Raw genomic sequence first — 25707 nt, forward strand, 5'->3', positions numbered from 1 at the left:
ACCCGTCGTAGACCTCTCACCCCTCGTAGGGCCGGACGGCACGCCCCTCCCGCAGGGTGAGCCCCCACCAGGCGAGCTGGTCCAGCAGGACGGCGGCGGCCTTGGCGGTGCCGTCCTCGTCGTGCGGCCGCCCGTCGTCGTCGAACCGCTCCCAGGCCATGTGGAAGCTGACGGTGTCCCGCAGGGTGACGGCATGCAGCTCGGCGAAGACCTGCCGCAACTGCTCCACGGCACGCTGCCCGCCGGCCATCCCGCCGTACGACACGAACCCGACGGGCTTGGCCCGCCACTCCCGGTAGACGTAGTCGACGGCGAGCTTGAGGGCGGCGGGGTAGCCGTGGTTGTACTCGGGCGTGATGACGACGAACCCGTCGAGCCCACCGATCCGCCGGGCGAGCGTGGGCGCGTCGGACTGCTCGAGGGTGAGCTTCAGCTCGTCGGCGAGCACGGGTTCGGACAGATCGATGACATGCGTCTCCATGTCGTCCCGCCGCCCGATCTCGGACAGGAACCACCGGGACACCTTGTCGGCGAACCGCCCGGGCCGAACACTCCCGATGAGCACACCGATCTTGAGGGGCGCGTGGGACACGTGGGACATGAGGTCCTCGTCTCTCGTAGGAGGAAGCCGCCCCGGGGATCGCGATGGACGCGCCGGGACCGACGAGAGAAACGTAAAAACTCAACCAAACTTGAGGTCAAGCACGACGGTCCGCGACGCCCCGATGCCCCCCACACCTCGCCCCTGACCAGCCCAAACCGGAACACCCCCAAGACCGATCGACGATCCGCTAGGCTAGTCGCCGGATCTTCCACGATCCGCGCCTTCGTAGCTCAGGGGATAGAGCACCGCTCTCCTAAAGCGGGTGTCGCAGGTTCGAATCCTGCCGGGGGCACCAGGCAATAGGCCCCGGACCGATCATGGTCCGGGGCCTTTGACATCCACTTCTGACATCAACGAGTGCGGTCACTGACGACCGGGCCGCCTCTTCCTGAGCAGCCGGTCCATGTGGCTCATGGCCTCGCGCTGCGTGTCCTGCACGACGTGCGTGTAGACGTCCATGGTGATGCTGATCTGGGAGTGCCCCAGAATCTCCGTCACCACCCGGGGCGCGACGCCGGCCGCCGTCAGGAGCGTCGCCGTGCCGTGCCGGGCGTCATGCAGCCGGATCACGCGGAGGCCGGCGGACTCGGCAACGCGCGTGAAGGAGCGGTAGACGTTGCGCGGCTCGACCGGGCGACCGGTCCGAGTGGTGAAGACGTACGCGGACTCCTGCCACCCCTCCCCCGCCTTCGCACGGGCAGCTGTCTGCCGCATGCGGTGCCAGCGCAAGGGCGCGATGCAGAGAGCGGGCAGCGGGACCGCACGGCGACGGCGACTTTTGGGATCGTCGTCGTACAGGACCCCGCGGCGACGCTGGATCTGTTGGCGGACGTACAGCACGCGGCCGTCGAGATCGACGTCCGACCAGCGCAGGCCCACGATCTCTCCCCGGCGGAGACCCATGGCGATAGCGAGCACGAAGGCCGCATAGAGCGGGTCCTTGCGAGAGGCCGCCAAGAAGTCGAGCGTCTCGTCCAGGCTCCAAGGCTTCAACTCGCGGTTGTCGGTGCGGGGAGGCTCGACGAGCTTGGCTACATTCCGCGTGTGCAGCCGCCTCTACCTACTACCTATGCGGCTTCAGCCCCACGCGGAGGCGAGGACTCGCCTCCGCAGATCGACGACACCCTCGTTCTCCCGGCTGACAGCCCAGCACCAGGAGATCGAACAGCTACGGGAGCAGGCTGCCGCCGCCGGCAACGTGCGGCGTGGCTGTGTCGGTTTCAGTGGGAGTTGTTTCCCGGTGGCTTCGGGAGTCATTCCGCCGGCTTCTCGGTGATCAACAACGGTGAGTTTTTGATGTCACTCGCGGTGTCGGGGCTTCACCGCGGGTGGGCATTCTGGCTTTCTGCCGGCCTCGCGGGCCGGTTCCATGGAGACCGTGTTGCTGTTCGTCGCCCGCGTTCCTGCGGACTGGCCGACCAGGGAAGGTGGACAGCGCAACAGGTCGGTCGGGGCCGGGGTGTGCCCTGTTGGCCCTCTCGGGAAGAGGGCCGAGGGCGTATCCATGACATAGACCCCAGCGGTGCTCGGCAGGAGCTCGGGACGCTCTCAGAAGCACCCGACCCGTTGGACGCCCCGGACACGGTCCCGGGCGGCAGCGCCGTCTTTGGGGAGACAGGCGTCTGTGTGTCCCTGGTCAGGCGCTCACAGGCTCTGACCAGGGGCATTCCAGCGTTCGTGGTTCCCCGATCCGTGCAGGGTGGCTGCGTGCGTCTTTGTGCCGTGCAGGCCAGGCAGTGGCGAGTCCCGTGGGGAGTAGGCTGCAATCACCGAGGGTATTACGTGCGCCGGTGGCCGTGCTGACGCCGTTCTCGGTGAACGACAATGCCGGGCCGGTCAGACCGCGCCCGGAGGCAGGTTCACGTCATGGAACCGACTGCCGATCAAGTCGCACTCAGCGTAGTCCCCTCTCCACCGCTGCCGGCCCGGCTATCGCTGGCGCCATACGCAGCCGTCCCGGGCGGATTCGACGGAGCCTGGTGGCCGTACTCCCGCAATCTCGCCGACGAACTTCCCGCCCTGGTGGAAGCGATGGACGGGGTGGGCACCATCACCAGAGTCCTTCTGGGGATCGGGCTGTGGCCCGACATCCCGCACCGGATCTCCGTCGGCGGGCACGTCGTGACCGCAGGCTGGTTCGTGTCCGATCACGAACAGCACGAGATCATGCTCTGCTCCTATCGTGACGGGTTTCGCACCCTGCTCATCGTTCCTCCCACGACGGAGCCTGACACCGCAGCCTGGCTGATGAATAAACCCGTACCGGTCGACAACAGCAGCACCGCCACCGAACTGCTGGCCATGGCAACGGCCCGCTTCGACGCCCCTGTTGACGGTCCGCAGTGATCGGACTGCCGATGTGAGGCGTTCTGTCTGAGCACGGCCTGGACGTGCCGAGCCGCCTCGTTCAGCCGGCTTCAGCCCGTTCGGCCTGCGCCTTGGGGGCCGTCGGCGACGCCACCGGCGTCCTCGCCCAGGGCGCCACCGGCGTCCTCGACACCGACGAGCCGGACGTGCCGATGCGCACCGACACCCTTTTCGACGCCGCCGGCCTCACAAAGATCCTCGCCGTCTGGTCCTCCATCGGCGCCCTGTGGGAAGACGGAACCCTCGACCGGCTCCCGGCACCACTGCCGAGGAGGACGTCTGGGTCCACTACGGCTTCAGCGGCACAGGCATGTGGAATCGCCCGCATCGACGGCCGGTGGGCGGTACTTTTGACCAACGAGCTCTACTACTCCCGCGACCGCAAACCGCTGAACGGTGTCCGTAACGCCTTCCGGAAACTGGCTTTCACTTAGGGACCAAATCCTTGTGGCGTGGGACGTTTCGCTCGGAGGGGTTCGGAGACCCGGCGAGCGGAGGTCGCGTCGTGTGCGGGTTCGGAAGTGAGCTGGCATTCAATTCGTCCACCCGCACTGCCGTCCGGCTTCGATCGCGGGCGGCAGCGCTGTGGGCGTATTCAGGGGGCTGCGCGGCGGCCAGTGCTGGTCCGGAGCCGGGCGCATCCTGTGGCACCTGTCGCGACAGGGCAGGGACGGGGTGGCGCCCCTGCCCTTACCCCGTCGGCCCTCGACTGTGAGGTACGCATCCTTCGACGCAGCCGCTTCCCCATCGCCCCAGCTTCGCCCTGCTGGTAGCCGAGACGACGGTGCTGGTCGGTTGCGCCTTCGGTTTTCCGGTGGGCTCCGACGGCTCCGGCGGCCGGCAGGGCGGCGGAAGCTCCAGGAGATCATCCAGCGGCTCACTTCCCGGGCACGGTTCGTCGTCCTCACCCAGGTCGTGGCCCATCCGCACGCTCAGCACCGCGACATCGCCCGCCGGCCGCAACAGCGTCTGCTCACAGACCTGCACTCCTCCCTCGGGGTCACCCTGCTGCATCCTGCCGACCATGCGGGACAAGCCGCCTTCTCGTCCTGGGGCTGGCAGAACATGGGTGAGGTCGTGGGGCTGCACGGCGCCGTCGCCCCTGCGTGCTGACCTTGTCCGCCGAAGGAACAGCTCTTGCACGCCGGTGATGCGGCAGTGCGAAGCCGGCGTGCCACGCCGTCTGCCACAGCCGGGAGTAATCTGAGGCATACCGAGAACTTCCGGGCGCACGATGACGGCGGCGCCGTTCCCGGCGAGTGACACGAGACGGGCAGCCGGAAACCGCACGGCCCGGAACGGGATCGCACGATGAACGCCATCACACAGCGCGCCGAAGGTACGGCGCCAGGTGACGGACACTCCTACCCCATGCCCTTGCCCCGGCTGCGCCTCACGCCGGACGTCAGCCATGGCCCGCTGGACGGCGCATGGTGGCCGGGCTGCGACGCACTGGAACTGGAACTGCCCGTACTGGTCGGCTCCCTGGATCCGGGCATCGGCACCGTCACCGGCGTGACCGTGGAAACGGCCCCCTGGCCCGATGCCCCGCAGGAGGTGATGGCGCCCGGCCACGTGATCGAGGTGGTGCTGACCGATTCCGCCGCCGAGGCGCATGCCATCACCGTGGACTGCGGCACCGTGGGGAGCTGGGAACTGCTGGTGATCCCCACGGAAGAGCCGGCCCGAGTGGCCACCCGGCTGCTGACCGCTGCTGCCGACCCCGCGAACCCACTGTCGGCTCCGTGCCTGCCGGCACTCGCCGAGAGCGGCCCCGACGGACAGGACACATGGGAGTCGGAAGGAGGAGCCGGACCCGGTAAGCAGCCCGTCCGGCTCCGCACGACCGGCGGGCCGGGCATGCACGACCGCATGATGGAACCATGGCACCGACAGATCCTTTGTCATCCGGGCCCGCCCCCGCCCCTAGCGTGACCACGGAAGGTGAGGGAATGCCAGCAGGGCGACGCCCGGACCGGTCCGAGAGCTTCGGGGAAGCTCTTCTCGGAAAGATCCTCGACAGCGCGCACGAACTGCCGCCCCACCTCATCGGGCCCCTGGTCGCCGACGTGATGGGACAGCTCGGTGGCCGCCGTCCGCAGGTGCTGTTGCAGGACTACGGCCAGTTGGTGCTCGTACCGCTGCCCGGGGAGGGCCTCAGCGGCGGGGAACCGCAGGTGATCGACGACTCCGAGGCGGGCCGCTGCTTTCTCGACGCCGTCCCTGTCGAGGTGCCTCAGGAGGGCGGCCTCCGGGTCCATCTGCCCCTGCTGGACGGCGGTGACCAGGTGGGAGTCATGGCGGTGACGCTGGACAGCGTCGACGATGACGACCGCCGCCTGCTGCTCAGAATCTCCGGCCTGGTGGCCGACCTTCTGGTGACCAAGCACGGCTACTCCGACCTGTTCTTCGACGTCCGGCGCGATGAGGGGATGAGCGTCGCCGCGGAGATCCAGTGGTCGCTGCTGCCACCTCTGGCCATGATCATGCCCCGGGTCGCCGTGGCCGGGATCCTGGAACCCGCCTACGACGTGGGCGGCGACAGCTTCGACTACGCGCTGAACGGCGATGTCCTCCACGTGGTCATGATCGACGCGATGGGGCACGGGCTGGACGCGGCCACGATGGCCACCGTGGCCATCGGCGCCTACCGCCATGCCCGCCGCTCCGGCATCGGACTGTTGGAGATCTACGCGTTCATGGACCGCGCCGTGGCCGAGCAGTTCGGTCCCGAGCACTTCGTCACCGCGCAGATGCTGCAGCTGGACACGACCACGGGGCGGGTGCAGTGGGTCAACGCCGGGCACCCGCCGCCGATCCTCGTCCGCGACCACCGCGTCGCACAGCGTCTGGTCGCCCCGACGACCCTTCCCGTCGGCCTGGGCGGTTCGGAGCCTCGGGTGAGCGAACTGGGGCTGGTGCCCGGGGACCGAGTCCTCTGCTTCACCGACGGAGTGGTCGAGGAACACAAGAGCGGCGGGGAGGAGTTCGGCGAGGACCAGCTGATCGACTGCGTGAACCAGCTGGAGAGGACCGGCCGCGGCATCCGGGCGGTGACGCGCTCCCTGTCCCACACGCTCAAGCAGGCGCGCGGCGGACAGACCAGCGACGACGCGACGCTGCTCATGGTGGAGTGGCGCGGCTGACCTCTCGTCCCCACCGTCCGTCACCGTTGCACGGCCGCAGGTACCGCACATCCGTGCGATCACTACGCCTCGCCGCCTGTCAACGCGGAGTAGTGTGGGCAGTACCGAGGGCATTTCGCACACCGGCTGCCACGCCGGGTCGTCCCCGGCGAAGGATGACACCCGGGCCGCGGCACAGGTGGCCCGGAGACGGGTCCGCATCATGTCGGCGACCTTGTACCCCCACCCTGCCGCACCGCGAGCCCGTCGCAGCCCCGGCCGCACGTCTCGCGCTGAAGACCGACGGCGCCTCCCGCGGGCTGCTGGACGGAGCCTGGTGGCCACGGTCCCGGGACCTGCTCAGCGAACTGCCGGCGCTCACGGACGTGTTGGACCCCCTGTGGGGCCGCATCACCCGTATCGCCGTCAACCCGGAGCACTGGCCGGTCATCCCGCGCAAGATCCCCGTGAGCGGGCACATCGTCAAGGTCGGCTGGTTCACATCGGAGATCGACCCGCACAAACTGCTGCTGCTCTCCTACGGCACCAGCCGCTGGGATCTCCTCGTCGTTCCGCCCGAGACCGGTGCGCAGTCGGCGGCCCGTCTGATGGCAGCCGTATCCGACCACGACGGCCCGCCCCTGACCGCGAGCGCGTACATCGCCGCGGAAGCGGCCCGGCACGCCGTCTCCCCCACCGACCAGGCACTGGACCCGGGCGAGGCATGGGAGTACGAGGGCGGCGCCTCGGCGGTGTCCGCGGCCGGCACCGGACAGACCGGTCCGCCAGGGCCGGCCAGCCGGCTGATCATCGGTATGTGAGGTGGCCGCCATGAACGCCTTCCTGACAGCCATCGCTTTCCTGGTCCTCGTCGCAATGGCGGCGTATGTGATCCACCGGCTCGGGCTCCAGCACGCCGAGAGGATCGCGGCGTACCGGTACAGCACTCCCCGGCCCGGTCGCCGTGGCCGTGGCACGCCCCAGCCGCACGCCGCACCATGGGTCGGCATCCGGGCGTCCGACCGGCCGCCCGGCCGCCCCGCCCCACCACCCGCCCGGCCCGCGGCGACGCGAGCCCGGGGCGTGGACGCAGGCTCTGGAGCACCAGAGGTTCCGAGCATCCGAACCGAGGCGTCATGACTCTTCCACGGCTGAACGTCTACCGGCACGACCGGGGCGCGCGGGCCCTGGTCACCCTGGCCGGTGTGATCGACCCCGTCACCGCGCCCCGGGTGCGCGCCGCTCTGGAGCAGTGTCTGCGGGACGGGATCACCCTCATCGACGTCGATCTGACCACCGTCGACCGCTGTGACGACAGCGGCCTGCGCGTCTTCCTCGACGTGTCGGAGCATGCCGCCGAGGCCCAGGCGTTCCTGCTGCTGCACCACCCCTCGCCGCAGACCGAACGACTGCTCATGGACACGGGCTCCGACGGTCTGCTCTACCCGATGAGGCCGGGAGGAGCGCGCCCTCAGCGGGCCTGACGTCGGCGGAAGCGCCCCAGGGAACGGGCCGCCTGATCGGAGAGCGCTGGTGCGCCGGTCAAGCCGTACGCCGGTCGCGCCCCGTGCCGCCCACAGGACCGCGCCCGCTCCCGGTGTCGATGAGGATCTGTTCCGCGTCGCTGACGTTGTCCACCCGGACCGCCTGGGCCATCGCGGCACGGGCGGCATCCGGTGCCGCGTCGGGCGGGACGACCAGCAGCGAGAAGATGTCCCGGTCGCCCCGGGTGATCAGAACCGTGTCGTCACCGACCGGGAAGGAGTCGATGTGCACCACGTGGTCGTCCACGACGATACGCGTCGGGAGACCCTCCCAGGCGGAGGCATCCAGCCCCACACGGGACACGGGGCCGAGGTGGGCGACGAGGGCACTCAACAGGGCGGGCAGCTCGGCCCCGATGTCGCGCGAGCGCGGCCACCACCTGGTTGACCGAGGCCGAGCGGGACCTGAACACCTTCCGCTGGTAGCGCCGGCGAACCCACAGACGTGTCCCCCGAATCGCAGCGGTTCGCCATCGAGTTCAGCAACGCGCTGATGGACAAGGACGTCCCAAGCCGTCCAGGCCCGAGTAGGCACCCCTGCTCGCGGTCCGCCTAATCCCCCTCGTCCTCGTCCTCGAGCATCCGGCGGCGTTCCTGTTCGCGTTTCGAATAGGCGGCCGCGCGGATCGCCTCGTCGCTCTCCAGGCCCGAGCCCAGCGCGCCGCCCACCGTGGCGACCGACGCGACGAACCAGGCCAGGGTCCAGTACTCCGCCGCGCGCAGCGGGGACTTGGTCATCGAGGCGAAGACCTCGCCGTTGACGATGAAGAGCACCCACAGCAAGTTGATGATCAGCAAGCCCACGTAGCAGACCAGCACCCCGATGCTGAGGGTCACGACCGTCGACGCGTTGTAGAGCGCTGCCCGCGTTCTCGCCTGCGGCGAGTCCCCCGTCGGCCGGTGCCATAGATGCGCGTCCACGATCAGCCAGCCGATCATGAGGGCGATGGACCCGATCGTGGCGATCACGAGTCGTGTGGTGTCCAGGGCGATGGCCAGACTCCAGACCGTGGAGTTCACGGTGGCAATCACTCCCGAAGCAAGTGCCGCGGCCAGGGCCTTCGAGAGTCCGGGGACCAGGCGCCACGGCCTGTTGGCCCGGACCATGCCGCCGAGCACTCTCAGGTAACCGCCCGGCCCGCTGACGACGTACCGGAGATCCGCGGTCTCCTCGTCGTCTACCGGACCCGAGTGAACACCGGCGAAACGGCCGGCGAGACGTCGCAGCGGTCGGGGTCGGCGGGGTTCTGGGGCGTCGGCGGGACGCCCGTCCAGCAGGCTGAGCACCGCCCGCTCGACCGCCCGTCGCGCCCTGCGGTGGAAGCGCAGGCCTCCCAGCGAGGGAAGTGACAGCAGGGCCAGGCCGTGTTCATGGCTCAGATCGGCGGCGAGCTTCCGCCTTCCTGCGTGCAACGGCAGGTCGGTGAGCGCCACGACGACGTCCCAGTTCTCCTCATCCGCGCGGTCCACGATGCGGCGCGTCAACGTGGACAGGTCCTCCGTCCCTGCGGTGAAGGGCTCACTGACCACTTCTACGGAGAATTCTCGCTGCCCGTCGAATGCGTTCGCGAGGCGGTCGGGAAGGTCCTTCGCTATCCGCTGCGCGACCTCTGTCGGCGCGTCCGGATCGGCCAGGAGAGCCACCACAGTGACGCCCTGCGACGACTCACCCATGACCGGACCCTTCTCGTCGACGGCCCCGGCGTACTGCAGTGCCCAGATTCTCCGCTCTATAACGCTCCCACTCCGTGGCCTGCGGAGACGCCCGAGCCCGGGCCCAGGGCCTCTCGTTTGGGCCATGCCGGGCTCGCGGGGGTCACCAGCAGCATCGGGAGAGTGAAGCGGGCGAGTGCGCAGTGGCCTCAGTTGCTCGCCACCGCCACGAAGAGGCCTACGGCGACCACGGCCACCCATACGACGACGGCGACGGCCACCACGCAGCCGAGTGCTCCCGTGGTGCAGCCGAGCGTGGCCCACGCCCACCGCCGCGCCTTTTTGCCGTCACGCTCGGCGGCGTCGGGCTCGTGGCTCTCGTCGCCGGTCTCCGGCCCGCCGTGCGCCACCATGCTTCGATTCCCCCTCATCCCCTCCGGCGGACCTTATCGTTCACGCGGAGCAGTCGGCAGATCGGTCACCACCGCAGATCCGCCCTCGGAGTGAGCCACTTCACAGCCACGTCGATTGCCCCAGAACCGCGAGCGGGGGCGCCGGGCTGTGGCCCGGGCGGGGCATGGGGGGCGTCATGCCGGGTGGGGAAAACCTCCTCCGCCACGCCGGGCAATATCTGTGTTCGCGAGATGAGAATTTCGAGTCCGGCTCACCGCAGGGTTTCTTCGGCCCCGGCCTGACCCGGCATTTCGGCCCCGCACCGGCCATCCCCCCGTGCTACTGTCGTTATCAGTTGCAGGTGTGGTTGCCAGAGGGATTGTTTTTCCGACGGATGATCGACACGGCGACACGGATTGCGCACAGGGCGTTTTCCGATCACCGCCTCCGAAGGAGAAACAAAATGGCTACTGGCACCGTGAAGTGGTTCAACGCGGAAAAGGGCTTCGGCTTCATCGAGCAGGACGGCGGCGGCCCCGACGTCTTCGCCCACTACTCCAACATCGCCAGCCAGGGCTTCCGTGAGCTGCTGGAGGGCCAGAAGGTGTCGTTCGACATCGCCCAGGGCCAGAAGGGCCCGACGGCTGAGAACATCGTCACCGCCTGACGTCGGTCACCGACGCAGACTTCGCAGCTGGGGCCCGCACCTCTGGGGTGCGGGCCCCAGCTCGCTGCTTTTTACCTCGCTGCTTTCTACGGCAGTTTTCGCTTCTCGTTGCTCTCAGGGGCGCTGCGCGGAAGTCGTACCACCCGCCGTCGACCGGCTGTCATGTCGCCCGTCCGGCTCGCCCCACCGATTTTTTCTCCGGCTCGTTTCGAGATTCTCTGCGCCGCTCTTCGGCTGCGGGAATTCCTTGCTGCGTGCCCAGAACGAAAGGTTCCGCATGCAGCGTTCCCGCATGTCCCGTACACCCCGCACCTCTCGCACTCCTGACCGTTTCGGCGGAGGCTCCCGGCCCACTCGTCGCGCCGGCAACCCGCGCCGCGACGAGTTCGCGGTGCCGGTGACCAAGACGCCCGGTCTGCCGGCCGTCGAGTCGTTCACCGACCTCGACATGCCCGGCCAGCTGATGGCCACGCTCGTCCACGAGGGCGTGACCGTGCCGTTCCCGATCCAGGCGGCCACGCTGCCGAACTCCCTCGCCGGACGTGACGTCCTCGGCCGGGGCCGCACCGGCTCCGGCAAGACGCTCGCCTTCGGTCTCGCCCTCCTGGCCCGCACGGCCGGACGGCGCGCCGAGCCGAAGCGGCCGCTGGGCCTCGTCCTCGTCCCCACCCGGGAGCTCGCGCAGCAGGTCACCGACGCGCTCGCCCCGTACGCCCGCTCCGTGGGCCTGCGGACGGCCACCGTCGTCGGCGGGATGTCCATCGGCCGCCAGGCCGGTGCGCTGCGCGCCGGTGCCGAGGTGATCGTCGCGACGCCGGGACGGCTCAAGGACCTCATCGACCGGAACGCCTGCCGTCTCGACGACGTCGGCATCACGGTGCTCGACGAGGCCGACCAGATGGCCGACATGGGCTTCATGCCCCAGGTCACGGCGCTGCTCGACCAGGTGCGCCCCGACGGGCAGCGGATGCTGTTCTCGGCCACCCTGGACCGCAACGTCGATCTGCTGGTCCGCCGCTACCTCTCGGACCCGGTCGTCCACTCCGTCGACCCGTCCGCCGGCGCGGTCACCACGATGGAGCACCACGTCCTGCATGTGCACGACGCGGACAAGTACCAGACGACGACCGAGATCGCGGCCCGCGACGGCAGCGTGATCATGTTCCTCGACACCAAGCACGCCGTGGACAAGCTGACCAAGCACCTGCTGAGCAGCGGCGTCCGTGCCGCGGCCCTGCACGGCGGCAAGTCCCAGCCGCAGCGCACCCGCACCCTCGCCCAGTTCAAGAACGGGCAGGTGACCGTGCTGGTCGCGACCAACGTCGCGGCGCGCGGCATCCACGTGGACAACCTCGACCTGGTCGTCAACGTCGATCCGCCGAGCGACCACAAGGACTACCTGCACCGCGGTGGACGTACGGCCCGTGCCGGCGAGTCCGGCAGCGTCGTCACCCTGGTGACCCCCGGCCAGCGCCGGGGCATGACCCGGCTGATGGACGCGGCGGGCATCCGCCCCCGTATCGCGCAGGTGCGTTCGGGCGAGGCGGAGCTGAGCCGGATCACCGGCGCGCAGGCTCCGTCGGGTGTCCCGGTCGTCATCGCCGCACCCGAGGCGGCGACCCCTCGCGGCACGTCCTCCTCCCGGGGCCGTCGTGGCCGTTCCGGGCGCGGCGGATACGGCGGCCGCGGCGGACAGGGTGGACAGAGCGGACAGGTCCGGAGCCAGTCCGTGCGCGGGGAAGGTCCGCGCAGGTCCGGCCTCGGGTCGGCCGCATAGGACTGCCCCACCGGGCACCGCCCGGCGCCGTGACCGACCGCCCGCCTTCCACCGTTTCGCAGGAGCAGCTATGACGACGGCTCAGCCGCAGTACCAGGCAGCACACCGCATCCCCGGGACCGGGGTCGACAGGCGGGACACCGCCGGGCCCCGGGTCCGGGACGACATGACGGTCGAGGTGGCGCTGTCCCTCATGGCCGGCGCCCGGGTCGACCACCTCGTCCTGTGCGACGGGGACGACCAGAGCACCGGCACGGTCACCCGGGAACGGCTCGCCGTCCTGCGGGGCAGCCCCGCCTACACGGACCGGATCCGGCTGCGGGACGTCCACGTGCTTGACACGCCGGTCACGCCGGTCACCGGAAGGTGTCATCGGGAGCTGGGCGTGGCCGCCCTCGCCTCCTGATCCGTACGACACTCCCATGAGCCCGGTGAGGGCCTGCCGACGCGCGTCGGCAGGCCCTCATCGTCGTCTCCGGCTGTCGTGGGTACCCGAGCCCTGGGCAAGGGCGGCGGAGCGTCGGGGCGGGCCGATGGTGTTACATGTGGTGCGGGGCCCGGTGCCGGTCGGCGCGGGGCCCCTCGACGCGTTGCACATCGAGGTGACATGGCAGATTACCCACTCAGCGACCGGCTGGACGACGACGACTACCCCGCCTACACGATGGGCCGGGCCGCCGAGATGCTCGGCACCACACCGGGCTTCCTCCGCGCGCTCGGCGAGGCGCGGCTGATCACCCCGCTGCGCTCCGAGGGCGGGCACCGGCGGTACTCCCGCTACCAGTTGCGGATCGCGGCCCGAGCGCGCGAGCTCGTCGACAAGGGCACGCCGATCGAGGCCGCGTGCCGGATCATCATCCTCGAGGACCAGCTCGAGGAAGCCCAGCGCATCAACGCCGAGTACCGGCGCGCCGCGCAGGAAGGGTCCGACGACTCCGGGAACTGAGGGCCGTGTCAGCCCAGCGGGTTCGTGGTGGCGCGCAGGGTCGACAGGACCGGGCCGTACATACGGGACTTGATGGTGCCGACGGTGTCGCCCGCCTTGTTGACCTGGGCCTGGGCCAGTTCGATCGCCGTGGAGCGTACGGCGTCCTCGGGGACCGCCCGGTCGACGATGCCGGCCGACGCGGCGTCGGCGCCCCCGTAGCGGCGGGCGGTGATCATCGCCTCGTGCGCCGTCCGCGGGGTGAGCCGGGACTGGATGAGGGCGGACATGCCGGGCGTGAACGGGATGTTGATGTCCGCCTCGGGCAGGCACCAGTAGCCGCGGTCGGCGCGCATCACCCGGAAGTCGTGGGCGAGGGAGAGCATCGCGCCGGCGGCGAAGGTGTGGCCCTGGAGCGCGGCGACCGTCACGAGCGGCAGGGACAGCACGCGCGCGAAGAGCTGGTGCACGGAGACGACGTAGTCGTGGTAGTCGTCGGCGTGGGCGGTCAGCCACTCCAGGTCGAGACCGTTGGACCAGAACTTGCCCGTGGCGGCGGTGACCAGGGCGCGCGGGCCGTCCGCCTTCTCCACCTCGTCGAGCGCGGCGCCGAACGCGGCGATCCAGTCGGGGTGGAAGCGGTTCTCGCCGTCCCCGAGGTCGAGGACGAAGACGTTCTCCTGGCGGTCGAGCGACGGCATGACGGCTCTCCTTCGAGGCGAGCGGTGCGGGGCGGCGGAGGCAGGACGGAGATGAGCGACCGCTTAGTAACTTATGACGGTCGCCATAGCCCGCGCAAGAGGCGTGCCACCCGCGAGCCGACCGCAGCACCGAGCAGGGGCCCGTCCGCTCTCGCGGGTCGGGCCCCTGCTCGGTTGTTCGGGCGATCGTGGGAGTCGATCGCACCCGCGGCGCGGAACGCCGTTCCTCCGCGGGCGGACCTCAGAACGCGCTGTTGTTGCAGCCCATGGTCGAGCCGAGGTGGGTGCCCTGCGCGCCCGCGTCACCCTCGCCGTTGAGCGCGTTGGCCAGGGCGCCGTTCAGGATGCCGACCTCGCCGAGGACGTCGACGTTCAGGTCGTGCGAGCGGCAGTTGGAGCTCTGCAGGACGCTGACCTTGTCCCCGCCCTTCTTGCCGCCGTGCCCGTCGAGACCCTGGGCGGTGGCGGTGCCGCTGGCCAGGATTCCGGCGCTGCCGAGGGCCACGACCACGACGGCAGCCTTGCGAAGCTTGTGCATGTCATCTCCGGAGAGGTGAGGGGGTGCGATCCGCGAGAGATCGACTTCGTACAGTTACGAGAGGCTAATGTGACGAAATACGACATGTCGGTACGACTCGCCGGTGATCGTCATTTTTTCACCGCTCGCCCGTGCTACCCCCGCGCCCGCTACTGGTCGAGATACGCCAGCACGGCCAGCACCCTGCGGTTGTCCCCGTCCGTCGGCAGCAGACCGAGCTTGGTGAAGATGTTGCCGATGTGCTTGGCGACTGCCTTCTCGGAGATGAACAGGCCCTGGGCGATCCCCGCGTTCGAACGGCCCTGCGCCACCCACTCCAGGACCTCGCGCTCGCGGTCCGAGAGGCTGCCGACGGCTTCGTCGCGCTCCTTGCGGAGCAGGAGCTTGGAGATCACCTCGGGGTCCATCGCGGTGCCGCCCTCCGCCACCCGGCGGATCGCGTCGAGGAAGTGGCCGCCGTTGGTGACACGGTCCTTGAGCAGGTAACCGACGCCCCGGCCGCCGCCGGCCAGCAACTCGCGGGCGTACAGCGGCTCGACGTACTGGGAGAGGAGCAGGACCGGCAGGTCGGGGACACGTTCGCGGGCGGCGAGCACCGCGCGCAGGCCCTCGTCCGTGAACGTCGGCGGCAGCCGGACGTCGACGACCGCGACGTCCGGCCGCCGCTCGACGAGCGCGTCGAGCAGTTCCGTCCCGTTGTCCACGGCGGCGACGACCTCATGGCCGTGGGCGCCGAGGAGACGGATCAGCCCGTCCCTCAGGAGGAAGTGGTCTTCGGCGAGGGCAATACGCAAGGAAGCTCCATCGTCACCATGGTCGGGCCGTTCACGGGGCTGTTGACGGCGAGGACGCCGTCGAAGGTGGCGAGCCGGCGCTCGATGCCCCGCAGACCGGTGCCGCGCGAGACGTCCGCACCGCCCTGGCCGTCGTCCGTGACGGTGATGCGCAGCATCCCGCGATCGTAACGAAGGTCGATCCAGGCCCGGTCGGCGCCGGAGTGCTTGGCGACGTTGGTCAGGATCTCGGAGATCGCGAAGTACGCCGCGGACTCGACGGGCATCTCGGGGCGGCCCGGCAGGTCGACGTGGACCTCGGTGCGGACCGGGCAGACCATCGCCAACGCCCGTACGGCGTCCGCGAGTCCGCGGTCGGCGAGGACCGGCGGGTGGATGCCGCGCACGAGGTCGCGCAGTTCCTCCAGCGCCTTGGAGGAGGACTCGCGGGCTTCGGCGAGCAGGGCGCGCACGGCCTCCGGGTCGCTCTCCAGACGGTGTTCGGCGGCGTCGAGGGTCATGCCCATCGCGACCAGGCGGGCCTGGGCGCCGTCGTGGAGGTCGCGTTCGATACGGCGGATCTCGGCCATCTGTGTGTCGACGGCGTCGGAGCGGGTGGTGGCCAGGTGCTGGATGCGGCCGGCCATCAGCTCGCTCTCGCTGGGGGCGAGCATGGAGCGGGTGTACAGGGCGTGCCGGCGCACGGCGCGCGGCGCCACCCACAGGGCGAGCGGCAGCTGGAGGACACCCAGGACACCGGCGAGGACGGCGGTGGCCCGGCCCTCGATCGGGATGAACTGGTACCACAGGCCGTCCCATTCCACGGACAGCGGGACCCCGAAGAAGGCGAGGAAGACGCCCCAGACGCCGCTGAGGATCAGGGCGAGCGGGAAGAAGGCCAGTAAGGCGCCGGCCAGTGGGTCGACGAGCACCCAGACCCACTCCCGGCGGGTCTGCGGGTCGCTCATGATCCACCGGTAGCGGGCGGCGGGCCCGGAGGCTCCCTCGGGTGCGGGGGGCGGCGGGCCGGGCGGGCCGGGGATCTCGACCCCGGACCAGCGCAGGGCCAGCTCCCGCCGGCGGGCGGCCAGATTGCGCACGCCCTCCATGGCGCGCGGCACCACGCCGAGGCCGGGGCCGACCAGCCAGATCGCCCCGGACACCGCCAGGGACCGGCCGAAGGCCGCCGCCGCCATCCAGCACAGGGTCATCACCCTGCGCAGCCCGACCAGTCCGGCCGCGACCGAGAATCCCCTGATCTCGTCGGGCGCGCGATTCACCCCGAGCTGCGTCGTGCGGTCCATACGGCTCGCTCCTCTCTGCTGCTGTGCGGTACGTGGGGCGAAGCGCCCGTGTCCTCATTCTGGCCACGGGCGGGGCGTCGGCGCGGTGGAGAAAACTCCCCTCTTGGCCACCCGAGTGCCGTACCGCGTCAGCGAGTAGCGGTCGCCGTCGCCTCCTCCCCCGACCGGCGGTGGGCCGTCGCCAGGGTCAGGGTGATCGTGAGGGATGTGAGGGCCAGGCAGGTCATCGCCGTGGCCGGGGTGGTCAGTTGGGCGAGGGTGCCCGCCAGGGCGGCGGCGAGGCCCTGCATGGTGAGCATTCCGGCTCCCCGCAACCCCTGGGCGTGGCCCGCGAGTTCGTCGGGGGTGACGGACATCAGGCGTTCCTGCTGGGCCAGGGTCGCGCCGAAGCCGACCGAGGCGACGCACACCACCAGGGCGGACCAGGGCAGGGGCGGGTGCAGGGCGAACAGCAGGTACGGCGTGGCCAGCAGCGTCAGGAGCGGGATGGGCAGGCGAGGGCGCAGGGCGGGCGGCACCAGGCGGCCGACGGTCAGGTCGCCGGCGAACATGCCGAGCGCCGCGCAGGCGAACAGCGCGCCGGCGGCTCCGGGGTCGTAGGAGACGTAGAGGGACTCGCAGCCGACGATGAGGCCGTTGGGCAGCCACATGCCGAGGTAGGCGAGGCGGCGGGGGCGCGAGGACCACAGCAGGGCGTTGGTGCGCCAGGTCTCCGCGACGGACGGGCGGCCCGAGGCACGCGCCGGGCGGGGCGTCAGGCCGAGCCGCAGGACGAGGGACGCGGTGGCGTACAGCGCCGCCGACAGGAGCAGACACGCGCGCGGGGACAGTACGGCCAGGAGGGCGCCGCCGGTCGCGAAGCCGACGATCTGCACCAGCCCGAAGACCATGTTGAACACCGAACGCCCGAGGACGAAGCCGCCCTTGGGGAGGATCTCGTTGAGCAGGCCGCCGCTCACCCCGCCGCCCAGCGAGGAGATCAGCCCCTGGACGAAGACCACGGCGAAGGCCGCCCCGAGCGGCAGGCCGGGCAGCGCCTGGACGGCCGTGCAGAGCGCGAAGGCCAAGGCGATGCCGCTGAGCGCCGCGCGTGGCGGGAGCCGGTCGGCGGCCGACAGCAGGAAGGTCGCCCCGAGCATCTGCGCGAGCTGCGGCCCGAACATGCTGATGGCCGACAGCAGCGGTGAGTCGGTGGCCCGGTAGACGAGGGTGGCGAGCGCGAGCCCGCCGATCGTCAGGGCCGCGCCCTGGGCGGCGGAGCCGAGGAAGAACGGCGTGAACTCGGGGGTCCGGAAGAGCTCGCGGTAGCTGCGCATGCGGGGAGTCTGCGGCGGGGCGTGCGGCGGCCGTACTCTTTCGCGCGCACGCGAAACGTCGTGCGCGCGCACGCGCAACGTGGGGAGGGTGCTCTCGTGGGGTGGTGGCAGCTCAACGCGGACACGCTGGCGCGCAGCCGGTTCGTGCTCTCGCCGTTCGCGGAGACGTTCGCGAGTCTGAAGCTGCTGCACGCGGGCATCCCGGCGCACCCCGGTGAGCGGGCGTGGCTGCGCGCCCATCTGCCCGGTTACCGGTCCCGGCTGGCCGCGGACCCGACGACCGCGCGGCTGGTGGGCGCCGCGCTCGGGCGGTCCTGGATCGCCGACTTCGTCGCGCCCACCCCGCGGGACGGGGAACGCTTCGAGGACGTCGTCGCCCGGGTGCGGTCCGCCGACCCGGCCGCCGCCCGCGCCCATCTCGCCGTCTCCCTCGGCGGGCCGCTCCCCGCCGACCTGGACCGCGACGATCTGCCGGAGCGGGCCGCGCGGCTCCTGGAGTACGTCTGGACCCGGACCGTACGGCCGTACTGGGACCGGCGCCGGCGGGTCCTGGAGGCGGACGTGGCCGCCAGGACCGCGCGGGTCAGCCAGGGCGGCTGGGCGGCGGTGCTGGACTCCCTGCGGCCGGGCCAGACCCGCTGGCTCGGCGGGAACCGGCTCCAGGTCAATCTGCAGGAGTACCCGCCCCGCGAGATCTCCGGCGCGGAGCTGGTCTTCATGCCGGTCACGCCGCGGACCGGCTGGGTGTCCTGGGAGGAGCCGGACCGCTACGCCCTCGTCTACGCCTGCTCGGGCCCGCTCACCGACCCGGACGCCCGGAGCGTCCCCGCGGGGCTCTCCGCGCTGCTGGGCCCCGCCCGGGCCACGGTCCTGGTGCTCCTCGGCTCCCCGATGAGCACGAGCCATCTGGTCGCCGTCACCGGGCAGGGCCTGGGCTCGGTCGGGCGGCATCTGCGGGTGCTGCGGGACGCGGGACTGGTGGAGCGGCGGCGCGCGGGCCGCTCGGTGCTGTACGCGCGGACGCCGGCGGGCGACACCCTCGTCGCCGCGCGTGCGGCGGCCGGGGACGGCCTCGTGGACGCGCGTACGCCGGCTGGAGACGGCCTCGTCGACGCCCGGCGCCGGCGGGATCCGGGGCGGAGTTAGCATCCGGAGCATGACGACCCAAGACAGCACCTCCCCCCTCGACGTCGGCATCGGCGCCCTCACCGGCGGCTCCGCCGACCTCTCCCAGTACGCCGGCAAGGCCGTGCTGGTCGTGAACGTCGCCTCCAAGTGCGGGCTGACCCCGCAGTACAACGGCCTGGAGAAGCTCCAGGAGCGCTACGCCGAGCGCGGCTTCACCGTGCTCGGGGTGCCCTGCAACCAGTTCCTCGGCCAGGAGCCCGGCTCCGCCGAGGAGATCGCCGAGTTCTGCTCGGCCACGTACGGCGTGACCTTCCCGATGACGGAGAAGGTCGAGGTGAACGGGGAGGGCCGGCACCCGCTGTACGAGCGGCTCGTGGGCTTCGCCGACGCCGAGGGGCACAGCGGCGACATCCGCTGGAACTTCGAGAAGTTCCTCATCGGCCGGGACGGCACGGTCGTCGCCCGCTTCTCGCCGCAGACCGAGCCGGAGGACGCCGCGCTCGTGGCGGCCGTCGAGGCGCAGCTGGCCTGACCGCTTGACCTTGCCCCTGGGGGAGAGCCGAGCGTCGTCGTCGCCGGGCGGGAGGAACCGCCCGGTGACGGAGGATGAGGCCGTGGACGAGGAACTGCTCACCATCGGCGCGTTCGCCGCGCGGGCGCGGCTGTCGGCCAAGGCGCTGCGGCTGTACGACCGGCTGGGCCTGCTGGTGCCGGCCCGGGTCGACGAGGCCAGCGGCTACCGGTACTACCGGGCCGAGCAGGTCGAGCGGGCCCGTACGGTCGCGCTGCTGCGCCAGCTGGACATGCCGCTCGCGCGGGTCGCGGAGGTGGTCGGGGCCCCGGACGGGGCCGCGGCCGCCGACCGGCTCGCCGCCTACTGGGCGGACGTCGAGACGCGGGTGGCGGGACAGCGTGCGCTCGCCGAGTACCTCCGTGGACGACTGTCGGGGAGGAGCTCCGGGATGAGCGAGAAGTTCGTGGTCGAGACGGTGGACGTGCCCGAGCGGGTGGTGATCGCCGAGACCCGCCATGTGCTGGCGGACGAGCTGCCGGTCTGGATCGGGTCGGCGCTGGGCCGGCTGGAGACGGCCGCGCGGGAGTGCGGCGGGGTCACGGCGCCGCCGTTCGTCGTGTACCACGCCGAGGTGTCACCGGAGAGCGACGGGCCCGCCGAGGCGTGTGTACCGGTCGGGGACGAGGCGGCGGCCCGGGCCTGGCTCGCCCGGGAGGGCCGTACGCGCGCCACCTCGGTGCGGGTGGAGCCCGCACAGCGGCTGGCGTTCACCCGGATCACCAAGGCGCAGGTGGCGCATCCGCAGATCCTGGCGGCGTTCGAGGCGGTGGAGGAGTGGATCGCCCGGGCGGGGCTGGAGCAGGCGGGTCCGTGCCGTGAGGTGTACTTCGCGGACTGGGAGGCGGCGGGAGCCGGGGACCCGGTGTGCGATGTGGCCTTCCCGATGAGGTGACGCCGGCGCGGGCCGCGCCGGGCCGCCGTGCCCGACGGGTGTGGCCGAGCCCTCTCGGCAAGGACGGCGGACTGGTCGAGAGGGCTCTTCCTGTGGTGCCTGTGTGGTGCTCTCTTGTGGGAGGGGAGGTCAGACGGCCCCGCCCCTCACGCCTTGACCGACGCCACGAAGGTGTTCCACGCGTTCGCGGGGAACGCCAGGACGGGGCCCTCGGGCACCTTGGAGTCCCGTACCGCCATGGCCGCCGTGATCGGCGACTTGACCTCGACGCACGCGCCGTTCCCAGTCGAGTACGAGGACTTGGTCCACGTGTCCGTGGCACCCTGACGAATTGCCATGTTCGCTCCGCAATGCTGATGGTGAGTGCTGTCATCGCGCGGCGCGGCCCGGAACGGACCGGCAGCGCGATTCACGCCAACCTTCTTGCTCGGTGGCGTGATCGACGCTACTCGCCACCCCCGGCCGACGAAGCGACTATTCACTCGGCCGGGTGGCATATTCCATTGGAGTCTTCCGTCCTGACGGGGGACGGTGTACCGTGCGGCTTTTTCGCGATCGACGACCATCAGCGCGCGTACTCAGCGCCTACTCAGCGCGCGTACTCCTTGGCGATGTCCGCGATGAACTGCCGTGACTGCTCGACGTTCAGGGCCTGCGCCCGCAGGTGCTCGTACATCACGCTGTACTTCTGTACGTCGTTCGCCTTCTCCAGGTACAGGTCGCTCGTGACGCCCTCGATGTAGACGACGCTGGAGTCGGCCGCGTCCGGGAACTCCAGGATCGCGTACTGGCCGTTGAGGCCCGGGTGGGCGCCCATGTCGAACGGGATCACCTGCACGGTGACGTGCGGCAGCAGGGACTGCTCGACGAGCTGCTCGAGCTGATCCCGCATCAGGGAGCGGTTGCCGACGACCCGGCGCAGGGCCGCCTCGTCCAGCACGGTCCACAGCCGCAGCGGGTTCTCCTCGGTGGAGATTCGTTCCTGTCGGCGCATCCGCACCTGGACGCGCTTCTCGATCTCCGTCGGCGCCGTCTCGGGCAGCGCCCCGGCGATCAGGGCCTCCGCGTACTGCTTCGTCTGCAGCAGGCCCGGCACGACCTGCGGGTCGTACACGCGCAGACTGGCGGCGTCGGTCTCCAGGCCGATGTAGACGCTGTAGGGGATGTCGCCGAAGGAGTGCCACCAGCCCTGCTGGCGCGAGTCCTTGGCCATCTGCATCAGGGAGTCGACGATCCGGTGGTCCTCCACCTCGTAGACCCCGCACAGGTCGCGGACGTCGCGCTGGCTGATGCTGCGCCGTCCGTTCTCCAGCCGGCTGATCTTCGACTGGGAGACCAGCAGCCGTTCGGCCACTTCCTCGGCGGTCATGCCCTTGAGCTCGCGGAGCCTGCGCAACTCCTGGCCCAGCCGGCGTCGCCTGACGGTGGGATTGACATTGGACGCCACGGGACGTGCACCTCCGGCTGCCTGCCTTGTGATCGGCACTTTGCGTATCTGCTGTTCAGCAGATTGCCACCAAGGCGCTCACCACCGCTGGGAAACGGTGGATATGCGCAGGACGCACACCATCGGTGCTCCGCGGCCCGGCACACGCGGCCGCGCGGGACGACGGAACCGGTGTCCCTGTCCGTGGTGATACGGACGTACGGTTCCGTCGCCCCGCGCGGATCAGCGGCTCCCGAACCGGTCATGGGGGACGGTGCGGCGCTGCACGTGGCGTGCGGGTCTTGCTGGTCGAGCGGGTCGAACGTGTCGAGCGGTCGGACGTGTCGTGCGGGTCGAGCGGTTTCTCAGTGGGCCACGACCCGCGCCATGGATCCTCGGCGCGGCTGCGCCGGGACACCGCGCGCGGGTTCCGCCGACGGCCTGCCGCCGGGGCCCGGGGGACGGCCGGACGGTGTCTGGCCGCGACGCGGCTGTGCGGCCGCGCCGTTCTGGACGTCCATCACCGCGTGCGCGACGAGGCCGCCCATGGGGTCGTGCCGGATCAGATCCCGCAGCCGGGAGCGAGAGGAACGTCCCTCGTTGCCCGGATACAGGTGCTTGCCGAGACCGACCGCGTGGGCCAGGGCGGCGAGCGCCGCGGTCCGCGGGTCCGGCGGTACGCCGGTGCGGATCGCGGAGTCCAGCCGGGCCCTGATCTCCCGGCTGATCTCGTTGTCCGTCGCCTGGTAGCGAGTCGTCGGCAACACCCCGCACATCTGGCCGGCCACGGCATGCACCATGCCGCACCTCTCCAGATGCGAGAGATAGGTCTGGCGCAGCCCCAGGCGGGGCCCGCCGATCCAGTGGACGGCCCGTACCGGAGCGCCACGCCTTCGCAGCAACTCCAACGCGCAGTCCAGTGTCGGATCTCCTGTCGGCCGTGGTGCCACCACGGCGATACGATCCCCGTCTGGGGCTATCCGTCCGGCCAGCGCCAGCTCCACTAGCTGTGCTCCGGCCAGACCGAGGTCGAGCGACTGCGGCTGCGCGGTGGTACCCGTGGCCGGGTCCAACGCCAGCAGCAGAAGCTCCTCCGGAAGTGTTCTGCGGCTCCTGCCCATCCATGCCTCCCCGCGTGGATGAAAGACAGGGTGACCCCTCTCACATTGGTCTGTCGAGAGCACGTGACCGGTTCGTAGCGGAACCAGTAGGTATGTCGTTCTCGTCTACCGCGTCAGGTGGGGGCCGCGCACAGGACACTGGTATCTGGTTCGGACAGCGGCACGGGGGTCGTGCGGACACGGTGTCCGGGCGACGACCCACGGTTCGGCAGCCGTACGGTGGCGTGCGGCGGCACATGGAGGAGGCATCGGTGGCGGGCGAGTCCCCCGACAGGTCGAAGCAGCGCGAGTCGTCGGCAGAACCGACGTCGGGGAGCGCGGTCCCGGTTCCCGAGTCCCGGCCCGAACCCGAGGCCACCACCCGGCCGGCCCAGAGCCCGGGCGGCGACCCGCGCCTGGCGATGGCCCGCGAGTCGTCCTCGGGCGGCGGCGTGGACACGGCCACGCGGGTGCTGTCCCGCGAGGAACCGGTGGAGACGCCTGAGGAGCCGGAGGAGCCCGAGACCGAGGGTGACGTCGAGGCCGACGCCGATGCCGAGGCGGCTGAGGATGCCGAGGGTGCGGCTGAGGGTGCCTCGGAGGACGGGGACGCGGATGCCGACGCCTCCGCCGACAACGATGACGCGGACGCGGACGACGCGGATGCTTCCGGCAGCTCCGACGACGCTGCCGACGCCGGCGACTCCGGTGAGGGCCAGGACCGGCTGAGGGCCGCCGTCGCGGCCTGGGTGGCGTCCTCCGACGGCAAGGACGAGCCGAGCGCGGAGGACGGCGCCGAGGAGGCGGAGGACGCCGACTCGCAGGCCGCCGCGAAGACTGACGACGCGACGGACGACGAGCCCGAGGACGACACCGACGCGTCCGCCGACGCCGAGGACACCCCCGACGACGGCAAGGGCGTCGACCAGGCCACCGCGGTCTTCCGCACCCGGCCCGCCGAGCCGAAGGCCGCCCCCAAGGACGAAGAGGCACCCAAGGACGACAAGGCTGCCCCGGCCGACGACGAGGCCCCGAAGGACGACAAGACCCCCGAGGACGCCGCCGACACCCCCGCCGCCGACGACCGCAAGGGCGTCGACCAGGCCACGGCCGTCTTCCGCACCCGGCCCGCCAAGCCGCACGTCGACCAGCCGACCACCATGCTCAAGGCCCCCAAGCCGGAGGCCGAGAAGCCGGAGGCACCGAAGCCCGACGCCGAGAAGCCGGAGGCGTCGAAGACCGACGCCGAGCCGGCGGCCCCCAAGCCGGACGCGTCCAGGCCCGAGCCCCCCGCCGAGCGCACCAGCAAGTTCGTCGCGCTCAAGCCGGACCTCCCGCAGGAGGCCCCGAAGGCGCCCGCGGCGCCCCGGCCCCCCGTGCCGCCGGCGGACGTCACCGCGGCCGTCCCGCAGATCGGGCCCGAGCGCACCACGCAGCAGCCGCTGCCGCCGAAGCCCCCGCTGGACCTGCTCGCCGAGCTGACGAACACCCCGCCGCCGCCGGAGACCCCGGTGCGCACCCTGGTGCGGCGGGTCAAGATCTGGACGCCGCTGGTGATCCTGCTGGCGATCGTCTTCGCGATCGTGCAGTCCGTGCGTCCGCTGCCGGCGCCCACGCTCGACCTCACGGCGAACGACAGCTTCACCTTCGAGGGCGACAAGATCGACATCCCGTGGCCGGCCCAGGGCCAGGCCGCGCTGGACGTCGACGGCATCGGCAGCTTCGGCTCCTCGGGCGACCAGAAGCCCGTGCCGATCGCGAGTGTCGCCAAGGTCATGACGGCGTATCTGATCCTGCGCGAGCACCCGCTGAAGAGCGGGGCCCCGGGCCCGAAGATCCCGATCGACCAGGCCGCCGAGGACCAGTCGAACGCGGGCCAGGAGTCGACCGTCAATGTGACGAAGGGCGACTCGATCACCCAGCGTGAGGCGCTGGAGTCCATTCTGATCGCGTCCGCGAACAACGTGGCGCGGCTGCTGGCGCGCTGGGACGCCGGTTCGGAGAAGGACTTCGTGGCGAAGATGAACGCCACCGCCGAGAAGCTCGGCATGACGAACACCACGTACACGGACCCGTCCGGTCTGAACGACACCACGGTGAGCACGGCCGTCGACCAGGTGAAGCTGGCGAAGGCCGCGATGAAGGAGCCCGCCTTCCGCGAGGTCGCCGCGATGATGTCGTACGACGACTACAAGGGCGTCAACCACTCCAACTGGAACCAGCTGGTCGGCAAGAACGGCGTGGTGGGCATCAAGACCGGCACCACCACCTCCGCCCTCGGCAACCTGGTCTTCGCGGCGAAGAAGGAGATCGGCGGCGAGACGCGCACCATCATCGGCGCCGTCGTCCGCCAGCCCGCCGGCGGCCCGGAGAACACCATCCTCAGTGCCGCGCTGTACGGCGGCGACCAGCTGATCCGGGCCGCGCAGGGTGCCCTGGAGTCGGCGACCATCCTGAAGAAGGGCGACGTCGTCGGGTATGTGGACGACGGGCTGGGCGGCCGTACGCCGGTGGTGGCCACCAAGGACGTCACGGCGATCGGCTGGGCGGGCCTGAAGGTGAAGCTGACCTTCGCGCCCGACGAGGTCCCGCACACCGCGAAGGCCGGCACCGAGGTGGGCGCGCTCACCGTCGGGGACGGCAGCAGCGGAGCGGTGAAGATCCCGGTCGCCCTGCGGAGCGATCTCACCGAGCCGGGCTTCACGGACAAACTCACCCGGATCGGCTGAGCCGGGGGCGCCACGGCGTCATCACACCGCAGCCCGCCGACCACGCTCGTCGGCGGGCTGCGTGCTAGCGTCACGAATCGGGCAGGTCGTCGCCCACGGGGCACGACCGCAGCACCTTGACCGACTGGGCCGACACACGCGGGACACGGGACGCGGCCAGAAGAGAAGACA

At 71.0% G+C, this 25707-nt stretch carries 25 protein-coding genes, 1 tRNA gene and 3 pseudogenes; 16 read left to right on the forward strand and 13 right to left on the reverse strand.

The window, feature by feature from the left end; all coding sequences use genetic code 11:
- Positions 1-16: 16 nt before the first annotated feature.
- The gene (locus KBY32_RS20020; protein WP_210981229.1) at positions 17-592 is read right to left on the reverse strand and encodes an NADPH-dependent FMN reductase; all 576 of its coding nucleotides are present in this window, start codon (positions 590-592) and stop codon (positions 17-19) included.
- Between the two features lie 231 nt (positions 593-823).
- On the opposite strand from KBY32_RS20020, the gene KBY32_RS20025 reads away from it, so the two are divergent.
- Positions 824-899, forward strand: a tRNA-Arg gene (locus KBY32_RS20025).
- Positions 900-967: 68 nt separating this feature from the next.
- Here KBY32_RS20025 and KBY32_RS20030 read toward each other — a convergent pair.
- Positions 968-1654 (reverse strand): annotated as a pseudogene (locus KBY32_RS20030) (tyrosine-type recombinase/integrase); the annotation flags it as partial.
- Between the two features lie 816 nt (positions 1655-2470).
- Here KBY32_RS20030 and KBY32_RS20035 point away from each other — a divergent pair.
- The 7 genes and pseudogenes from KBY32_RS20035 to KBY32_RS20065 all read left to right on the forward strand — a co-directional run bounded on the left by KBY32_RS20035 (position 2471) and on the right by KBY32_RS20065 (position 7580).
- Complete coding sequence (locus KBY32_RS20035) at positions 2471-2950, forward strand: DUF5994 family protein (RefSeq protein WP_247689741.1); 480 nt, start codon at positions 2471-2473, stop codon at positions 2948-2950.
- A gap of 44 nt (positions 2951-2994) precedes the next feature.
- Positions 2995-3405 (forward strand): hypothetical protein, encoded by a 411-nt coding sequence (locus KBY32_RS20040; RefSeq protein WP_247689742.1) that lies wholly within the window; start codon positions 2995-2997, stop codon positions 3403-3405.
- A 361-nt stretch (positions 3406-3766) separates the two neighbouring features.
- Positions 3767-4084 (forward strand): hypothetical protein, encoded by a 318-nt coding sequence (locus tag KBY32_RS20045; RefSeq protein ID WP_247689743.1) that lies wholly within the window; start codon positions 3767-3769, stop codon positions 4082-4084.
- 198 nt (positions 4085-4282) lie between these two features.
- Entirely contained in the window at positions 4283-4906 is a 624-nt protein-coding gene (locus KBY32_RS20050) for a DUF5994 family protein (RefSeq protein ID WP_247689744.1), read from the forward strand.
- A gap of 17 nt (positions 4907-4923) precedes the next feature.
- Positions 4924-6117, forward strand: a complete 1194-nt coding sequence (locus KBY32_RS20055; RefSeq protein ID WP_086865902.1) for a PP2C family protein-serine/threonine phosphatase — start codon at positions 4924-4926, stop codon at positions 6115-6117.
- A 94-nt stretch (positions 6118-6211) separates the two neighbouring features.
- Positions 6212-6917, forward strand: a pseudogene (locus tag KBY32_RS20060) (DUF5994 family protein).
- A gap of 315 nt (positions 6918-7232) precedes the next feature.
- Positions 7233-7580 carry an STAS domain-containing protein gene (locus tag KBY32_RS20065; RefSeq protein WP_055622667.1) on the forward strand — a complete coding sequence of 116 codons (348 nt, stop codon included), beginning with the start codon at positions 7233-7235 and terminating at the stop codon, positions 7578-7580.
- Between the two features lie 58 nt (positions 7581-7638).
- On the opposite strand, the pseudogene KBY32_RS20070 reads toward KBY32_RS20065, so the two are convergent.
- From KBY32_RS20070 to KBY32_RS20080, 3 genes and pseudogenes are all read right to left on the reverse strand, one after another.
- Positions 7639-8019 (reverse strand): annotated as a pseudogene (locus tag KBY32_RS20070) (DUF5994 family protein); the annotation flags it as partial.
- A gap of 173 nt (positions 8020-8192) precedes the next feature.
- The gene (locus KBY32_RS20075) at positions 8193-9314 is read right to left on the reverse strand and encodes a hypothetical protein (protein WP_210981046.1); all 1122 of its coding nucleotides are present in this window, start codon (positions 9312-9314) and stop codon (positions 8193-8195) included.
- Between the two features lie 188 nt (positions 9315-9502).
- Positions 9503-9706: a hypothetical protein gene (locus tag KBY32_RS20080; protein ID WP_210981047.1), complete on the reverse strand. Its 204-nt coding sequence runs from the start codon at positions 9704-9706 to the stop codon at positions 9503-9505.
- A 443-nt stretch (positions 9707-10149) separates the two neighbouring features.
- Between KBY32_RS20080 and KBY32_RS20085 the strand changes: the two genes are divergently transcribed.
- The 4 genes from KBY32_RS20085 to KBY32_RS20100 all read left to right on the forward strand — a co-directional run bounded on the left by KBY32_RS20085 (position 10150) and on the right by KBY32_RS20100 (position 13076).
- Positions 10150-10353 carry a cold-shock protein gene (locus KBY32_RS20085; RefSeq protein ID WP_055623558.1) on the forward strand — a complete coding sequence of 68 codons (204 nt, stop codon included), beginning with the start codon at positions 10150-10152 and terminating at the stop codon, positions 10351-10353.
- A 292-nt stretch (positions 10354-10645) separates the two neighbouring features.
- Entirely contained in the window at positions 10646-12130 is a 1485-nt protein-coding gene (locus KBY32_RS20090) for a DEAD/DEAH box helicase (RefSeq protein ID WP_210981048.1), read from the forward strand.
- 70 nt (positions 12131-12200) lie between these two features.
- Positions 12201-12536 carry a CBS domain-containing protein gene (locus tag KBY32_RS20095; RefSeq protein WP_210981049.1) on the forward strand — a complete coding sequence of 112 codons (336 nt, stop codon included), beginning with the start codon at positions 12201-12203 and terminating at the stop codon, positions 12534-12536.
- A 201-nt stretch (positions 12537-12737) separates the two neighbouring features.
- Positions 12738-13076, forward strand: a complete 339-nt coding sequence (locus KBY32_RS20100; protein ID WP_210981050.1) for a MerR family transcriptional regulator — start codon at positions 12738-12740, stop codon at positions 13074-13076.
- 8 nt (positions 13077-13084) lie between these two features.
- On the opposite strand, the gene KBY32_RS20105 is transcribed toward KBY32_RS20100, so the two are convergent.
- The 5 genes from KBY32_RS20105 to KBY32_RS20125 all read right to left on the reverse strand — a co-directional run bounded on the left by KBY32_RS20105 (position 13085) and on the right by KBY32_RS20125 (position 17687).
- Positions 13085-13756: an enoyl-CoA hydratase-related protein gene (locus tag KBY32_RS20105; RefSeq protein ID WP_055623561.1), complete on the reverse strand. Its 672-nt coding sequence runs from the start codon at positions 13754-13756 to the stop codon at positions 13085-13087.
- Between the two features lie 241 nt (positions 13757-13997).
- Complete coding sequence (locus KBY32_RS20110; RefSeq protein ID WP_210981051.1) at positions 13998-14294, reverse strand: hypothetical protein; 297 nt, start codon at positions 14292-14294, stop codon at positions 13998-14000.
- 149 nt (positions 14295-14443) lie between these two features.
- Positions 14444-15088, reverse strand: coding sequence for a response regulator transcription factor (locus tag KBY32_RS20115; protein WP_210981052.1), 645 nt, complete (start codon positions 15086-15088; stop codon positions 14444-14446).
- On the reverse strand, positions 15052-16371 hold the full coding sequence (locus KBY32_RS20120) for a sensor histidine kinase (RefSeq protein WP_210981053.1): 1320 nt from the start codon (positions 16369-16371) through the stop codon (positions 15052-15054). Before KBY32_RS20120 ends, KBY32_RS20115 begins: the two co-directional genes overlap by 37 nt.
- A 128-nt stretch (positions 16372-16499) precedes the next feature.
- Positions 16500-17687 (reverse strand): MFS transporter, encoded by a 1188-nt coding sequence (locus tag KBY32_RS20125; RefSeq protein WP_210981054.1) that lies wholly within the window; start codon positions 17685-17687, stop codon positions 16500-16502.
- 96 nt (positions 17688-17783) lie between these two features.
- Between KBY32_RS20125 and KBY32_RS20130 the strand changes: the two genes are divergently transcribed.
- From KBY32_RS20130 to KBY32_RS20140, 3 genes are all read left to right on the forward strand, one after another.
- Positions 17784-18833 carry a helix-turn-helix transcriptional regulator gene (locus tag KBY32_RS20130; RefSeq protein WP_115508075.1) on the forward strand — a complete coding sequence of 350 codons (1050 nt, stop codon included), beginning with the start codon at positions 17784-17786 and terminating at the stop codon, positions 18831-18833.
- A gap of 10 nt (positions 18834-18843) precedes the next feature.
- The gene (locus tag KBY32_RS20135; RefSeq protein ID WP_247689745.1) at positions 18844-19347 is read left to right on the forward strand and encodes a glutathione peroxidase; all 504 of its coding nucleotides are present in this window, start codon (positions 18844-18846) and stop codon (positions 19345-19347) included.
- 64 nt (positions 19348-19411) lie between these two features.
- Positions 19412-20281, forward strand: a complete 870-nt coding sequence (locus tag KBY32_RS20140; protein ID WP_210981055.1) for a MerR family transcriptional regulator — start codon at positions 19412-19414, stop codon at positions 20279-20281.
- A gap of 146 nt (positions 20282-20427) precedes the next feature.
- Here the strand turns inward: KBY32_RS20140 and KBY32_RS20145 are convergent, their stop codons facing one another.
- The 3 genes from KBY32_RS20145 to KBY32_RS20155 all read right to left on the reverse strand — a co-directional run bounded on the left by KBY32_RS20145 (position 20428) and on the right by KBY32_RS20155 (position 22828).
- A complete protein-coding gene (locus KBY32_RS20145; RefSeq protein WP_055623569.1) occupies positions 20428-20619 on the reverse strand; it encodes a DUF397 domain-containing protein in 192 nt (63 codons plus the stop codon).
- Positions 20620-20870: 251 nt separating this feature from the next.
- Positions 20871-21728, reverse strand: a complete 858-nt coding sequence (locus KBY32_RS20150; RefSeq protein ID WP_055623570.1) for a helix-turn-helix transcriptional regulator — start codon at positions 21726-21728, stop codon at positions 20871-20873.
- A 344-nt stretch (positions 21729-22072) separates the two neighbouring features.
- Positions 22073-22828, reverse strand: a complete 756-nt coding sequence (locus KBY32_RS20155) for a GPP34 family phosphoprotein (protein ID WP_055623571.1) — start codon at positions 22826-22828, stop codon at positions 22073-22075.
- 251 nt (positions 22829-23079) lie between these two features.
- Here KBY32_RS20155 and KBY32_RS20160 point away from each other — a divergent pair, with 251 nt between their 5' ends.
- Complete coding sequence (locus KBY32_RS20160; RefSeq protein ID WP_210981056.1) at positions 23080-25536, forward strand: serine hydrolase; 2457 nt, start codon at positions 23080-23082, stop codon at positions 25534-25536.
- Positions 25537-25707: the final 171 nt, after the last annotated feature.

This window comes from Streptomyces sp. RK62, from assembly GCF_018070255.1.
In the GTDB taxonomy this organism is placed as follows: Bacteria; Actinomycetota; Actinomycetes; order Streptomycetales; family Streptomycetaceae; genus Streptomyces; species Streptomyces nigra.

Coding starts and splice junctions, on each gene's coding strand:
- KBY32_RS20035 (WP_247689741.1), top strand. CDS start 2,471: ATGGAACCGACTGCCGATCAAGTCGCACTCAGCGTAGTCCCCTCTCCA.
- KBY32_RS20050 (WP_247689744.1), top strand. CDS start 4,283: ATGAACGCCATCACACAGCGCGCCGAAGGTACGGCGCCAGGTGACGGA.
- KBY32_RS20055 (WP_086865902.1), top strand. CDS start 4,924: ATGCCAGCAGGGCGACGCCCGGACCGGTCCGAGAGCTTCGGGGAAGCT.
- KBY32_RS20065 (WP_055622667.1), top strand. CDS start 7,233: ATGACTCTTCCACGGCTGAACGTCTACCGGCACGACCGGGGCGCGCGG.
- KBY32_RS20075 (WP_210981046.1), bottom strand. CDS start 9,314: ATGGGTGAGTCGTCGCAGGGCGTCACTGTGGTGGCTCTCCTGGCCGAT.
- KBY32_RS20080 (WP_210981047.1), bottom strand. CDS start 9,706: ATGGTGGCGCACGGCGGGCCGGAGACCGGCGACGAGAGCCACGAGCCC.
- KBY32_RS20085 (WP_055623558.1), top strand. CDS start 10,150: ATGGCTACTGGCACCGTGAAGTGGTTCAACGCGGAAAAGGGCTTCGGC.
- KBY32_RS20090 (WP_210981048.1), top strand. CDS start 10,646: ATGTCCCGTACACCCCGCACCTCTCGCACTCCTGACCGTTTCGGCGGA.
- KBY32_RS20095 (WP_210981049.1), top strand. CDS start 12,201: ATGACGACGGCTCAGCCGCAGTACCAGGCAGCACACCGCATCCCCGGG.
- KBY32_RS20100 (WP_210981050.1), top strand. CDS start 12,738: ATGGCAGATTACCCACTCAGCGACCGGCTGGACGACGACGACTACCCC.
- KBY32_RS20105 (WP_055623561.1), bottom strand. CDS start 13,756: ATGCCGTCGCTCGACCGCCAGGAGAACGTCTTCGTCCTCGACCTCGGG.
- KBY32_RS20110 (WP_210981051.1), bottom strand. CDS start 14,294: ATGCACAAGCTTCGCAAGGCTGCCGTCGTGGTCGTGGCCCTCGGCAGC.
- KBY32_RS20120 (WP_210981053.1), bottom strand. CDS start 16,371: ATGGACCGCACGACGCAGCTCGGGGTGAATCGCGCGCCCGACGAGATC.
- KBY32_RS20125 (WP_210981054.1), bottom strand. CDS start 17,687: ATGCGCAGCTACCGCGAGCTCTTCCGGACCCCCGAGTTCACGCCGTTC.
- KBY32_RS20135 (WP_247689745.1), top strand. CDS start 18,844: ATGACGACCCAAGACAGCACCTCCCCCCTCGACGTCGGCATCGGCGCC.
- KBY32_RS20145 (WP_055623569.1), bottom strand. CDS start 20,619: ATGGCAATTCGTCAGGGTGCCACGGACACGTGGACCAAGTCCTCGTAC.
- KBY32_RS20155 (WP_055623571.1), bottom strand. CDS start 22,828: ATGGGCAGGAGCCGCAGAACACTTCCGGAGGAGCTTCTGCTGCTGGCG.